The organism is Pasteurella canis (assembly GCF_900454865.1).
In the GTDB taxonomy this organism is placed as follows: Bacteria; Pseudomonadota; Gammaproteobacteria; order Enterobacterales; family Pasteurellaceae; genus Pasteurella; species Pasteurella canis.
On record NZ_UGTV01000015.1, the window covers coordinates 180,613 to 194,629 of the forward strand.

Here is a 14,017-nt window from a genome sequence, read left to right on the forward strand (position 1 = left end):
CGGCAGCTTACTCAAATTTTTATGATGAACGAAGACCAATCGAATACTAATCAAATTGAACATTCACAAAAGAAAAGTTTTTTTCAGTCTCTATTTGGACGTTTTTTTCAAGGGGAGCTAAAGAATCGAGAAGAGCTTGTTGAAGTCATTCGTGATTCTGAACAAAATGATCTGATCGATCAAGATACACGAGAGATGATTGAAGGTGTGATGGAAATTGCGGAGTTACGAGTCCGTGATATCATGATTCCTCGTTCACAAATTGTTTTTATTCAAACTGATCAAAATCTCGATTCTTGTCTTGACACTATTATTGAGTCAGCCCATTCACGTTTTCCTGTGATTGCTGATGAACGTGATAATATCGCGGGCATTTTACATGCTAAAGATTTACTGAAATTTTTACGTTCTAATGCAGAAGAGTTTCATTTACTCCCGTTGTTACGTCCAGCAGTGATAGTGCCTGAAAGTAAAAGAGTCGATCGTATGTTGAAAGATTTTCGTTCTGAACGTTTTCATATGGCAATTGTTGTCGATGAGTTTGGTGCAGTATCTGGTTTAGTGACTATCGAAGATATTCTTGAACAAATTGTTGGCGATATTGAAGATGAATTTGATGAGGAAGAAGTTGTCAATGTCCGCCAGCTTTCTCGTCATACTTATGCTGTACGAGCGTTAACGGATATTGAAGATTTTAACCAACAATTTAATACCCATTTTGCTGATGAGGAAGTGGATACTATCGGTGGGCTTGTCATGCAAGCTTTTGGTTATTTACCAAAGCGAGGTGAGGACATTACCCTTGAAGGCATTAATTTTAAGGTGACCTCAGCAGATAGTCGTCGATTAATTCAGCTACGTGTTACCTTGACAGATGAACAAATAGCTGAAATTACAAACGCTGATGAAGTGAAAGAAGATTAACTTATTAATACTATTAACAATTAGCACGAGTTTTTACTCGTGTTAATTATTTGGAATAAAATGAAAAAATCTATTTTTGTTTATTTAGTTGCAATCATTTTTGGCGCAGTAGGTGTGTTAGCCTTTTCTCCTTTTGATTATTGGGGATTGGCTTATGTGTCTTTATTGGGGTTGCTTTTTGTTGTTAAAACTAGTGATAAACGAACCGCACTTTGGGGTGCCTTTTTATGGGGCTTGGCTTTCTTTACTTTTGGGGTAAATTGGTTACATGTAAGTATACACTATTTTGGCGGTACGCCCTTAATTGCTAGTTATTTGCTTGTTGTTGTATTGTCAACTTATCTTGCGCTTTACCCCGTTCTTTTTGCATATTTAGTGCGATGTTTTCAAGTAAAGAGTGTCGCGATTTATCCTGTGATTTGGACCTTTACCGAATTTCTAAGAGGATGGATCTTTACGGGTTTTCCATGGCTACAATTTGGTTATAGCCAGATTGATAGTCCATTTGCACATCTAGCCCCTTTATTTGGTGTCACAGGTGTAACTTTCTTTGTTATGTGGGTGAGTGCAATTCTCTTTAACATAGGGAATGCGTTATTTAGTCAGCCAAGAAAATTAAATGTGGCTGTAATTAATCTTCTTTTGCTGAGCATAGTGGGCTATTTAAGCGCTTATACTTCACAAATCAGTTATGTCAAAAAAGTAGAGAAGAATGGACTTAAAATTACTTTAGTACAAGGAAATATTGAACAAAATTTGAAATGGGAGCCTGAGTATCTTTATAAAACATTAGATATTTATCAAAAATTAATTGCACAGCACTTAGGTAAAACTGATGTCATTATTTTACCTGAGTCCGCATTACCTGTATTAGAAAATCACATGCAGCCTTTTTTTACAGGATTACAGGAACTAGCTTATCAAAGTAATACAGAAGTGATTGTTGGAACGGTATATCAAGATGAAAAACAAGATAAATTATTTAATTCTATCGTGACATTAGGTAATCGAATTCAACCATATTCAATCAAGACAGAAAATCGCTACAATAAACATCATCTTGTTCCTTTTGGCGAGTATGTACCATTAGAAATAGTATTACGTCCACTTGGTAATGTATTTAATTTACCAATGTCAGCTTTTCAAAGCGGAGATGAGATTCAAGCTCCTTTATTTGTCAAAAACCGCCATTTAACCACAGCAATTTGCTATGAGATTATTCTTGGTGAGCAATTACGCAAGAATATGAGAAAAGAAACCGATTTTATTTTAACTGTTTCAAATGATGCATGGTTTGGCGACTCTATCGGTCCTTGGCAGCATTTACAAATGGCGAGAATGCGAGCGTTAGAATTTGGTAAGCCAGTTATCCGAGCTACCAATACTGGAATTAGTGTTTTTATAGATGAACTGGGAAAAATCGTTGCCCAAGCCCCACAATTTGTAGAAACGACTTTAACTTATCATGTGAGTGCAACAGAAGGCAGAACCCCTTACGCTGTTTTAGGTAATACACCGATTTATTTTTTATCTCTATTACTTGTGTTTATGAGAATATTTCATTCTTGGATTCGTCGTCGTATTCAAATGACGCTGTCCTAAAATAGCAAAGAGAAAATAAAACGGTGATTATATTTAAGCGAAATTAATGTTTATTTGTAATAAAAAAGCACTGAATTATTCAGTGCTTTTTTAGTCAGTATAGTTTAACGACTACGGAAAATGATACGACCTTTGTTTAAATCATAAGGGGTCATTTCAATAGTGACTTTATCACCAGTCAAAATACGAATGTAATTTTTACGCATTTTGCCTGATATATGAGCAGTCACAACATGACCATTTTCTAATTCAACACGAAACATCGTGTTTGGCAAGGTTTCTAAAATTGTCCCTTGCATTTCAATGCAATCTTCTTTTGCCATTGGTTCCTCTGGATAACTATAAATTTTGACCGCACTTCGCTTTAGCGGATTTTATTAAAAAATACTTGCGGATTATACAGTTTTTACGTGGTTCAGCAAAGTTTTTATTACTGTTGTGTTCAGGAACGAGGTAAGATAAGTGAGTGCTTAGTCTTTTTTCTATATGTGTAATATCTTAGGACAATAACAACATGATGAAAAAAATTCTTATTACAGGTGGAGCAGGATTTATAGGCTCAACTGTAATCCGATATATTATTGAAAATACCTCAGACGTCGTGATTAATGTCGACAAATTAACTTATGCAAGTAATGCTGATGCTTTGCAAAGCGTGAACAAAAATCCACGTTATTATTTTGAACAAGTAGATATTACCGATACATCAAATATTAAACGCGTTTTTGAGCAACATCAGCCAGATATGGTGATGCATTTAGCCGCAGAAAGCCATGTTGATCGCTCAATTTTAGGGGCGGCAGAATTTATTCAAACCAATATTGTTGGTACGTATGTATTATTAGAGGCCGCACGTCAATATTGGTTAACATTACCAGAAGAGAAAAAATTAACGTTTCGTTTCCACCATGTTTCAACTGATGAGGTTTTTGGCGATTTAGATTATACTGCATCGGCAGTTACTGAGCTTGCCGCATATCGTCCGAGTAGCCCTTACTCAGCCTCAAAGGCATCCAGTGATCACCTCGTTCGTGCCTGGCAACGTACATATGGCTTGCCTACATTAGTGACAACAAGCTCAAACAATTATGGGCCTTATCAATACCCAGAAAAATTAATTCCATTTATGATTCAGCAAGCATTGCAAGCCAAACCGTTGACACTTTATGGTGATGGGCAACAGAAACGAGATTGGCTATTTGTTGAGGATCATGCAAAAGCGCTCTATCTAGTATTAACAAAGGGGAAAGTAGGACAAACTTATAATATTGCATCACAAGATGAAACCAGTAATCGTTGTGTTGTTGAAGAAATATGTCGCATATTAGCTGAGTTAAAAAAAAGCGGCAAGTTATCAGCCTTTTCTGCCGTACTTGCAGGTATTGATGATTTTGAACAATTAATTACTTTTGTCACGGATCGTCCTGGACATGATATTCGTTATGCAATCAATACAAATAAGATCCAGACTGAATTGGGGTGGCAACCTGAAACGACATTTACAACGGGGCTACGTAGTACGGTTGAATGGTATGTAAACTATTTTTCACAGAAATGCTGAAGATATCTTGATAATTGGCTACTAAAGTGTGTAAAAGCTGGTATAGTGAAGCACACTTTATTTTATTATCACAATTCATGTAATAAAAGGATGTTTTATGTCAATGCAAATTAGTCTATCCACTCAAGCAGCAAATGAAGTTTGGGGAAAAAATGCACTGCTTAGCTTTAATGATGATCAAGCTATTATTCATGTTCCTCTCAATATTGACCGCACTTTAGTACAAAAAGCTGCGCGTAAATTACGTGCACAAGGCATTAAAGATGTTGAGTTAGTTGGAGAAAACTGGGATTTAGAGTCTTGCTGGGCATTTTATCAAGGTTTTTATACAGCAAAACAAGATTATGCATTGGAATTTCCTCATCTTGATGATGAGCCACAAGCCGAATTATTGGCGCGTATTGAATGCAGTGATTTCGTGCGTGAAATTATCAATTTACCAGCAGAGACGATTACTCCAATTGTACTAGCAACACAAGCAGCAGAATTTATTGAGCAACAAGCCGAAGAATATGCTGATAAAAGTGCGGTAAGTTTTACCATTCTTTCTGGAGAAGAGCTAAAAGAAAAAAACTATCAAGGAATTTGGCAAGTAGGACGAGGCTCAGCAAATCCTCCTGCGATGTTACAATTAGATTTTAATCCTACAGGTAATCCTGATGCTCCTGTTTTGGCTTGCTTAGTTGGTAAAGGGATTACATTTGATAGTGGGGGCTATAGTATTAAGCCAAGTGATGGCATGAGTACAATGCGAACAGATATGGGAGGCGCTGCACTTGTGACTGGTGCACTAGGGTTAGCTATCGCTCGTGGCTTGAAGCAACGCGTGAAACTCTATTTATGTTGTGCAGAAAATTTAGTGAGCAGTAATGCCTTTAAATTAGGGGATATTATTACTTATCGTAATGGCGTAACAGCTGAAATTTTAAATACAGATGCAGAGGGGCGTTTAGTATTGGCTGATGGTTTGATTGAGGCTGATCAACAACAACCACAGGTGATCATTGACTGTGCGACTTTAACGGGTGCTGCTAAAATTGCGGTAGGTAATGACTATCATTCAATTTTATCTATGGATGATAAATTAGTCGCGGACTTACTTGTTTCAGCAGAAGTGGAACAAGAGCCTTTTTGGCGATTACCTTTTGCAGAATTACACCGTTCACAAATCAGTACTGCTTTTGCAGATATTGCTAATATTGGTACTGTACCTGTAGGGGCAGGCGCGAGTACAGCAACAGCATTCTTATCTTATTTTGTTAAAAATTATCAACAAAATTGGTTGCATATTGATTGTTCAGCCACTTATCGTAAGACAGCAAGTGATTTATGGGCTGTTGGCGCGACAGGACTTGGTGTGCAAACATTAGCACATTTCTTATTAAATAAAGCGAGTATGTAAGGATAAAAAAATGGCAGTAGAAAGAACTTTATCTCTTATTAAGCCTGATGCAGTACAACGTAATTTGATTGGGACAATTCTAATGCGCTTTGAACAGGCTGGTTTTCGAATTGTCGGGGCAAAAATGTTACGTTTAACACAAGAACAAGCAGAGGGCTTTTATAGTGAGCATCAAAATAAAGAATTCTTTTCAGATCTAGTTGATTATATGATGTCAGCCCCAGTAGTCGCTTTAGTGTTAGAAAAAGAAAATGCAGTTAAAGATTACCGCACTTTAATCGGGGCAACAAATCCACAACAGGCAGCTGTTGGGACAATTCGTCGAGATTTTGCCTTAAATGGTCGCCATAATTCAGTACATGGCTCTGATAGTTTAGAAAGTGCTAAAAGAGAAATTGCGTATTTTTTTGTGGAGACTGAGCTCTTTTAAGTTTAAGTTGAGCTAAGTTTAAAAAATACGACAATAAATCTTATTTACAGCCCTATTTAGTGTTACTAATAGGGCTGTTTGACTATTTTGTTTTTCCTAAATTTGTTAATGGGTTAGTCCTCACTACTCTATTGCAAAAACGATAAAACGGATAATTTTGCTCTGCAATAAATACTTGCCTTTTGTATTTAAAAGCGTATGATTAGCCGTCTAGATGGCGATGCCTCTTAAAGTATTTCAAAATTAGTTAAGGAATATTCATGTCAAGTTATTTATTTACTTCTGAATCAGTATCAGAAGGACATCCAGATAAAATTGCGGATCAAATTTCTGATGCAGTACTTGATGAGATCTTAAAGCAAGATCCGAAAGCACGAGTAGCTTGTGAAACTTATGTCAAAACAGGTATGGCACTAGTTGGTGGGGAAATCACAACATCAGCTTGGGTTGATATTGAAAATCTTGCACGTCAAGTCATTTGTGATATTGGTTATACGTCTTCAGAGATGGGTTTTGATGGTCATTCATGTGCAGTGTTGAATGCGATTGGCAAACAATCTTCTGATATTAATCAAGGTGTTGACCGTGAAAATCCACTAGATCAAGGTGCTGGTGACCAAGGCATCATGTTTGGTTATGCGACAAATGAAACGGATGTATTAATGCCTGCGGCAATTACTTATGCACATCGTCTAATGGAGCGTCAAGCACAAGTACGTAAATCAGGTACATTACCTTGGTTACGTCCAGATGCAAAAAGCCAAGTTACGTTAAAATATGAAAATAATAAAATTGTTGGTGTCGATGCGGTCGTACTTTCCACTCAGCATTGTGATAGTATTTCGCAGAAAGAACTACATGAGGCGGTGATGGAGGAAATCATCAAACCTGTGCTGCCAACGGAATGGTTATCAAAAGCTACACAATATTTTATTAATCCAACGGGACGTTTTGTTATTGGTGGACCAATGGGAGACTGTGGTTTAACAGGACGTAAGATTATTGTGGACACTTATGGTGGGGCTGCTCGTCATGGTGGTGGGGCATTCTCTGGTAAAGATCCATCTAAAGTGGATCGTTCTGCAGCTTATGCAGCTCGTTATGTGGCAAAAAATATTGTTGCAGCAGGTTTAGCAGAACGTTGTGAAATCCAACTTTCTTATGCTATCGGTGTTGCAGAGCCTACATCTATCATGGTAGAAACTTTTGGAACAGGTAAAGTGGCAAATGAATTACTTGTGAAATTAGTCCGTGAATTTTTCGATTTACGCCCATATGGTTTAATTAAAATGCTGGATTTAATTCAGCCTATTTACCGTGAAACTGCCGCTTATGGGCATTTTGGACGTGAACAATTCCCTTGGGAAAAAATTGATCGTGCTGAAGAATTACGCACCGCAGCAGGTTTAAAATAATTTTATAGTCATAACATAAAGGCGACAGAGTTCGCCTTCTTTTTTATATGCAGCAAGACACAGGATTTCGTGAGCTAAAAATGCAAGTGCAACGTAAATTAATTCATTGTTTACAACTTGCTGAAAAACATTTCAAACGTACCTTCCCCCTTCCTATTGTGACTTATCAAGTACGTGGTTTAAAAGCAGGGGTTGCTTATCTACAGAGTAACGAAATCAGATTAAATCCTGTTTTATTATTAGAAAATCGTGAAGAGTTTATTAGCCAAGTAGTACCACATGAATTAGCCCATTTAATTGTGTATCAAGTTTTTGGACGAGTGCAACCGCACGGTAAGGAATGGCGAGAGGTCATGATGACTGTATTTAGTTTAGCACCTAAAGTCTATCATCAATTTGATATCACACGGGTGAAGGGGAAAACAATTACCTACTATTGTGCATGTCGAGAACACCAACTTACCATGCGAAGACACTATAATATACAAAACAAAAAGACTGTTTATCTGTGTAAAGATTGTAAATCTAAGTTAATGGAGAAGATTTAATCAAATGAAGTGATATAATACTTGTGAATTATTATTTCACTTAACACTAGAAAGAGGAAACTAGAATGAAAAAATCATTATTTGTATTAGCCTTTGGTGCGTTATTTACGGCAACTGCAAGCGCTAATTTTTATGTACAAGGTGATTTGGGGTATTCAAAACTTAAGTCTGAAGATGTCAGTAAAAGTAAGTTTTCTCCAAGTTTTGCGGTAGGTTATAAGTTTAATGATTTTCGTTTAGCATTAGATTATACCCATTATGGAAAAATGAGTCGCACAGATATAGAGCAAGTCACTTTACCTGGTCAAAACCCTCAGCAACCTAATGTCGTTTCGGGACCAGAGAAATACTCATTAAAAGTACAATCAATCGGCTTGTCTGCTTTATATGATTTTAATTTTCTTTCACCTTTTAAACCTTATGTTGGTGTGAGACTTTCTCAAAATCACTTTAAATCAACTTTAGATTTCTCTGCCCCAGGCTATTCAGAGTATCGTAGTACAACAGCTAATAAATTTGGCTATGGACTTTTAGCTGGTGCCCATTATCCATTAGCTAAAGCACTTTCTTTAAATGCAGGCATTGAATATAACCGTTTAGGGAATATTGATGGTGCTAAAGTTAAGCAGTATGGTGCTAAAGTCGGCTTGCGTTACGACTTCTAAAGAATTCTCTGATTATCTTTTAAAGTGCGGTCAAAAAATCAAAAATATTGACCGCACTTTGCTTTTCCTTGTAGTAATAAATTTTCTCCTAAACTCTTGAAATTCCCTTTTCTGCACTTATATCAGACTGCACTTATATATGATTCATCAGAAAAGGAAAATATTATGTCGAATAATCAAGAAACACGTGGTTTTCAATCTGAAGTTAAGCAGCTTTTGCAACTTATGATTCATTCTCTCTATTCTAATAAAGAAATTTTCTTGCGTGAGTTGATATCCAATGCTTCGGATGCTGCTGATAAATTACGTTTTAAAGCATTGTCTGCACCAGAACTTTATGAAGGAGACGGTGATTTAAAAGTACGTATCAGTTTTGATGAAAACAAAGGCACATTAACGATCAGTGATAATGGTATTGGTATGACTCGTGAGCAAGTGATTGATCACTTGGGTACCATTGCAAAATCAGGTACAAAAGAGTTTTTAAGCTCATTAGGCAGTGATCAAGCAAAAGATAGCCAATTAATTGGTCAGTTCGGCGTAGGTTTTTATTCTGCTTTTATTGTCGCAGATAAAGTAACAGTAAAAAGCCGCGCGGCAGGTGAAAGTGCAGATAAAGCCGTACTTTGGGAGTCAGCAGGAGAAGGAGAATATTCAGTAGCTGATATTGAGAAAAAAACACGTGGTACTGAAATTACTTTACATTTACGTGCTGATGAAAAAGAATTTTTAAATGAATGGCGTTTACGTGAAATCATCAGTAAATATTCTGATCATATTGGCTTACCTGTAGAAATTCTTGCGAAAGAATATGATGATGAAGGGAAAGAAACGGGCATTAAATGGGAAAAAATTAATAAAGCCCAAGCATTATGGACTCGCTCAAAAAATGAAATTTCAGAAGACGAATATAAAGAGTTTTATAAGCATGTGAGCCATGATTTTGCTGACCCTCTGTTATGGGCACATAATAAAGTAGAGGGTAATCAAGAATATACTAGCTTACTCTATATTCCAGCTAAAGCCCCTTGGGATTTGTTTAACCGTGATCATAAACATGGGTTGAAACTTTATGTTCAGCGTGTCTTTATTATGGATGATGCTGAGCAATTTATGCCAAATTATTTACGTTTTATGCGTGGCTTAATTGATAGTAATGATTTACCATTGAATGTATCGCGTGAAATTTTGCAAGATAATAAAGTCACGGCTGCTTTACGTAAAGCTTTGACTAAGCGTGCATTACAGATGTTAGAAAGATTAGCAAAAGATGATGTGCAGAAATATCAATCATTCTGGCAGGAATTTGGTTTGGTATTAAAAGAAGGTCCTGCAGAAGATTTTGCAAATAAAGACACTATTGCGAAGTTATTGCGTTTTGCTTCAACACAAAATGACAGTAGTGAACAAACAGTATCATTAGAAGATTATGTAGCACGCATGAAAGAAGGGCAAAAGGCTATTTACTACATTACGGCAGATACTTATGTTGCAGCTAAAAATAGCCCACATTTAGAACTCTTTAACAAAAAAGGTATTGAAGTATTGTTACTTTCTGATCGTATTGATGAGTGGATGTTGAGTTATTTAACTGAATTTGACGGCAAACCATTACACACGATCAGCAAAGCAGATTTAGATCTTGGTGATTTAGCGGACGAAGAAAAAGAAGAGCAAAAGCAGCAAGATGAACAATTTGCTTCATTTGTTGAACGTGTGAAAAACTTGCTCGGTGAGCGTGTGAAAGAAGTGCGTTTAACACACCGTTTAACTGATACGCCAGCAGTAGTGTCAACAGGTAATGATCAAATGACCACTCAAATGGCGAAATTATTTGCTGCTGCTGGTCAGGCGATGCCAGAGGTAAAATATACTTTTGAATTGAACCCTGAACATAGTTTAGTGCAAAAAGTGGCAGACATTGCAGATGAGCAACAATTTGCAGAGTGGGTTGAGTTATTATTAGAGCAGGCGATGTTAGCTGAGCGCGGTTCTTTAGAAAACCCTGTTGCGTTTATTAAGCGTATGAATGCATTGCTTGGAAAATTGACAAACCACTAAGCTAAAAAAGTGATACACTAAATCCTCGGTAAAAAATCGAGGATTTTTTGTTTATTAGCCCAATATAAAAGGACAAATGATGATAACCGTTTATGGTATTAAAAATTGTGATACTGTGAAAAAAGCCTTGAAATGGCTTACTGATAATAATATTTCTCACCAATTACATGATTATCGTATAGATGGTCTAAGTCGAGATTGGTTAATCCAAGCAGAACAACAATTTGGTTGGGAGAATTTGGTCAATAAACGCAGTACAACGTGGCGCAATCTTGATGCTGACATCAAAGAAACTTTATCAAAACAGACCGCACTTGATGTGCTTTTGGCTCAGCCAACGTTGATAAAACGTCCGATTATTTTGCAGCAAAATAAAGCATTAATCGGTTTTGATGTAAAAGAGTATGAAGCTTGTTTTAAATAGGTGGCAGTGAGGGTAGCTCGTCATATTTATCCTTTGTTATATAAAAAGTGTGGTTTGAAATGAAACACAATATAATTTCTCTCGCAAGAGAATTAATTCGTCGACCTTCTATTAGTCCTAATGATCAAGGTTGTCAGCAAATTATTGCTGAACGTTTAGCAAAACTAGGATTTCAAATTGAATGGATGCCTTTTAATGACACATTGAATTTATGGGCAAAGCACGGTTCTGGATCGCCTGTGATTGCTTTTGCGGGACACACTGATGTTGTCCCTATAGGGGATGAAAAACAATGGCAATATCCAGCTTTTTCAGCTCAGATTGTAGATGATATATTATACGGTCGTGGAGCTGCTGATATGAAAGGTTCTCTTGCTGCAATGGTCGTTGCAGCAGAGAAATTTATCGAAGCGAATCCAAACCATCAAGGTACGATTGCCTTATTGATTACTTCCGATGAGGAAGCTGCTGCTAAAGATGGAACTGTGCGTGTAGTGGACACCTTGATGGCTCGTAATGAGTTAATTGATTATTGTATTGTTGGTGAGCCTTCTAGTAGTCAGAAATTGGGCGATATCATTAAAAACGGTCGTCGTGGCTCAATTACCGCTAATTTGTATATTCAAGGTATTCAAGGGCATGTAGCCTATCCTCACTTAGCTAAAAATCCAGTGCATAAATCATTAGCATTTTTGACAGAATTAACTACCTATCAATGGGATCAAGGCAATACCTTTTTTCCTCCCACTTCGCTACAAATTGCCAATATTCAAGCAGGTACTGGCAGTAATAATGTCATTCCTGGTGAGCTATATGTGCAATTTAATTTACGTTATTGTACGGAAATGACGGATGAACTGATCAAGTCAAAAGTCGCTGAAATGTTGGATAAGCACCAGTTGAATTATCATATTGAATGGCATTTATCAGGTAAGCCATTTTTAACCGCAACAGGTAAACTTGTGGATGCAGCAGTGGATGCAGTAAAAAAAGTGACTCAAAATACACCACAGCTAGATACTGGTGGTGGTACTTCTGATGCACGCTTTATTGCGTTAATGGGAGCAGAAGTTGTCGAATTTGGTCCATTAAATAAAAGTATTCATAAAGTGAATGAATGTGTTGATGTAAATGACTTAGTACAATGTGGTCAAATATATCAACAAATTTTACACAATATTTTGGATTGAAAATGAATATTAAATTTAGTGCTGTAGAGTTAACTGGTAAATCACGTAGTCATTTAGTGCCTCTTCCTTGCCCTATTTCTACTCAACATTTTTTACACAAGGATAGTGTTAAGGCATTTCAAGGGCTACAACAATGTGCTTTGAAGCAGGGATTTAATTTGCAACCTGCCAGTAGTTTTCGTGATTTTCAACGTCAACAATTAATTTGGAATAGTAAGTTTCGTGGGCAGCGTAAAGTGCATGATGATCATGGAAATCCATTGGATTTAAGTAGGTTATCGGATTGGCAAAAAGCACAAGCTATTTTGCGTTGGTCAGCGTTACCTGGTGCGAGTCGCCATCATTGGGGAAGCGAAGTAGATGTTTTTGATCCTAATTTATTACCTACAAATCATCAGTTGCAACTTGAACCATGGGAATATGCACAAGGTGGGTATTTTTTTGAATTGAGCGAATGGCTACAACTGAACATAGCGCAGTTTGATTTTGCTTTACCTTTCACAAATTTATTAACTGACAAACAAATCGGCCATGAGCCTTGGCATATCAGCTATTTACCTATTGCACAATACGCAATGCAACAATTTTCACCAGAATTGTTATTACAATCATGGCAAGATGAAGAGATTGCGGGAAAAGTAGCTCTTCAACAACATCTAGATGATATTTTTCAACGATTTTTGATTTAATCTTTTCCTTTTTATGAGAATAGTATGGAAAAACGCACTTCAGAACAAAACCATAGCCATTTTAGTAAAATTATTTCCAGTCTATTGCAGTGGGTATTAAACATTTCATTAGTGATTTTAGCGATGATTTTGGTCATTTTCCTAGCTCAAGAAACTTATAGTTTAGCTCTTGTCTTATTAATTGAAACAAATAAAGCGTCTTATTTGCTAATTGAAAAAATTGTTGTTTATTTTCTCTACTTTGAGTTTTTAGCTTTAATTGTGAAATATTTTAAGACAAATTATCATTTTCCTTTGCGTTATTTTCTATATATAGGGATAACCGCGATGGTCAGATTAATTATTGTCGATCACTCAAGTGCTATAAATACGCTACTCTTTTCTGGCTCTATTTTACTCATGGTGCTTGCACTTTTTTTAGTCAGTTCAGAACGTTTAAGAAAAAGTTAAGGGGATATTCATAAAATGGACATTCAACAATTTACACAACAAGATATTGAAATCTTAAAAGAAGAAACTTTGTATAAAGGTTTTTTCGAGCTAAAACGAGTTCAGTTTAAACATAAATTATTTGCAGGCGGTGACAGTGGAGTTGTAACACGTGAGTTATTGGTTAAAGGTGCCGCATCTGCGGTGATTGCTTATGATCCTCAACAAGATAGTGTCATTTTAGTAGAACAAGTTCGTATAGGTGCTTATCAACCTAATTCAAGTCAATCTCCTTGGTTATTAGAACTAATAGCAGGTATGGTTGAAAAAGGGGAACAACCAGAAGAAGTTGCATTACGAGAAAGCAAAGAAGAAGCAGGAGTAGAGATCAGCAATTTACAACATTGTTTAAGTGTATGGGATAGTCCTGGTGGTGTGGTTGAGCGAATTCACTTATTTGTTGGGAAAGTAGATAGTAGCCAAGCAAGGGGAATTCATGGATTAGCAGAGGAAAACGAAGATATTCGTGTACATGTCGTCAGTCGAGAAAAAGCATATCAATGGGTTAATGAGGGTAAGATTGATAATAGCATTGCCGTATTAGGACTTCAGTGGTTACAACTCAATTATCAAAGATTACAACATCAATGGTGTAAATAAAATGTTAATTTACAAAT

General features: G+C 36.5%; 15 protein-coding genes. 14 read left to right on the forward strand and 1 reads right to left on the reverse strand.

Annotated features, from left to right (window positions below):
- Positions 1 to 21 precede the first annotated feature (21 nt).
- Both corC and lnt read left to right on the forward strand, forming a co-directional pair.
- Positions 22 to 924 carry a CNNM family magnesium/cobalt transport protein CorC gene (gene corC / locus DYE19_RS01520; protein ID WP_115322381.1) on the forward strand — a complete coding sequence of 301 codons (903 nt, stop codon included), beginning with the start codon at positions 22 to 24 and terminating at the stop codon, positions 922 to 924.
- 60 nt (positions 925 to 984) lie between these two features.
- Entirely contained in the window at positions 985 to 2,526 is a 1,542-nt protein-coding gene (gene lnt, locus DYE19_RS01525; RefSeq protein WP_115322382.1) for an apolipoprotein N-acyltransferase, read from the forward strand.
- A gap of 104 nt (positions 2,527 to 2,630) precedes the next feature.
- On the opposite strand, the gene infA is transcribed toward lnt, so the two are convergent.
- A complete protein-coding gene (gene infA, locus DYE19_RS01530; RefSeq protein WP_005717339.1) occupies positions 2,631 to 2,849 on the reverse strand; it encodes a translation initiation factor IF-1 in 219 nt (72 codons plus the stop codon).
- A 194-nt stretch (positions 2,850 to 3,043) separates the two neighbouring features.
- Between infA and rfbB the strand changes: the two genes are divergently transcribed.
- The 12 genes from rfbB (at position 3,044) to nudF (ending at position 14,000) form a co-directional block, all read left to right on the forward strand.
- Complete coding sequence (rfbB, locus tag DYE19_RS01535; RefSeq protein ID WP_115323563.1) at positions 3,044 to 4,087, forward strand: dTDP-glucose 4,6-dehydratase; 1,044 nt, start codon at positions 3,044 to 3,046, stop codon at positions 4,085 to 4,087.
- Positions 4,088 to 4,190: 103 nt separating this feature from the next.
- Positions 4,191 to 5,489, forward strand: a complete 1,299-nt coding sequence (pepB, locus tag DYE19_RS01540) for an aminopeptidase PepB (protein WP_049216508.1) — start codon at positions 4,191 to 4,193, stop codon at positions 5,487 to 5,489.
- A 10-nt stretch (positions 5,490 to 5,499) separates the two neighbouring features.
- Positions 5,500 to 5,919: a nucleoside-diphosphate kinase gene (gene ndk / locus DYE19_RS01545; protein ID WP_049216442.1), complete on the forward strand. Its 420-nt coding sequence runs from the start codon at positions 5,500 to 5,502 to the stop codon at positions 5,917 to 5,919.
- Positions 5,920 to 6,179: 260 nt separating this feature from the next.
- On the forward strand, positions 6,180 to 7,334 hold the full coding sequence (metK, locus tag DYE19_RS01550) for a methionine adenosyltransferase (RefSeq protein WP_049216441.1): 1,155 nt from the start codon (positions 6,180 to 6,182) through the stop codon (positions 7,332 to 7,334).
- 47 nt (positions 7,335 to 7,381) lie between these two features.
- A complete protein-coding gene (locus tag DYE19_RS01555) occupies positions 7,382 to 7,882 on the forward strand; it encodes a SprT family zinc-dependent metalloprotease (protein ID WP_115322383.1) in 501 nt (166 codons plus the stop codon).
- 65 nt (positions 7,883 to 7,947) lie between these two features.
- Positions 7,948 to 8,547, forward strand: coding sequence for an opacity family porin (locus DYE19_RS01560; RefSeq protein ID WP_049216439.1), 600 nt, complete (start codon positions 7,948 to 7,950; stop codon positions 8,545 to 8,547).
- A gap of 165 nt (positions 8,548 to 8,712) precedes the next feature.
- Positions 8,713 to 10,608 carry a molecular chaperone HtpG gene (gene htpG / locus DYE19_RS01565; protein WP_115322384.1) on the forward strand — a complete coding sequence of 632 codons (1,896 nt, stop codon included), beginning with the start codon at positions 8,713 to 8,715 and terminating at the stop codon, positions 10,606 to 10,608.
- A 79-nt stretch (positions 10,609 to 10,687) separates the two neighbouring features.
- Positions 10,688 to 11,032: an ArsC family reductase gene (locus tag DYE19_RS01570; RefSeq protein ID WP_115322385.1), complete on the forward strand. Its 345-nt coding sequence runs from the start codon at positions 10,688 to 10,690 to the stop codon at positions 11,030 to 11,032.
- 59 nt (positions 11,033 to 11,091) lie between these two features.
- Positions 11,092 to 12,222, forward strand: a complete 1,131-nt coding sequence (dapE, locus tag DYE19_RS01575) for a succinyl-diaminopimelate desuccinylase (protein WP_049216436.1) — start codon at positions 11,092 to 11,094, stop codon at positions 12,220 to 12,222.
- Positions 12,223 to 12,224: 2 nt separating this feature from the next.
- The gene (locus DYE19_RS01580) at positions 12,225 to 12,911 is read left to right on the forward strand and encodes a M15 family metallopeptidase (protein WP_115322386.1); all 687 of its coding nucleotides are present in this window, start codon (positions 12,225 to 12,227) and stop codon (positions 12,909 to 12,911) included.
- A gap of 24 nt (positions 12,912 to 12,935) precedes the next feature.
- A complete protein-coding gene (psiE, locus tag DYE19_RS01585) occupies positions 12,936 to 13,361 on the forward strand; it encodes a phosphate-starvation-inducible protein PsiE (protein ID WP_049216434.1) in 426 nt (141 codons plus the stop codon).
- 15 nt (positions 13,362 to 13,376) lie between these two features.
- Positions 13,377 to 14,000, forward strand: a complete 624-nt coding sequence (nudF, locus tag DYE19_RS01590; protein WP_115322387.1) for an ADP-ribose diphosphatase — start codon at positions 13,377 to 13,379, stop codon at positions 13,998 to 14,000.
- Positions 14,001 to 14,017: the final 17 nt, after the last annotated feature.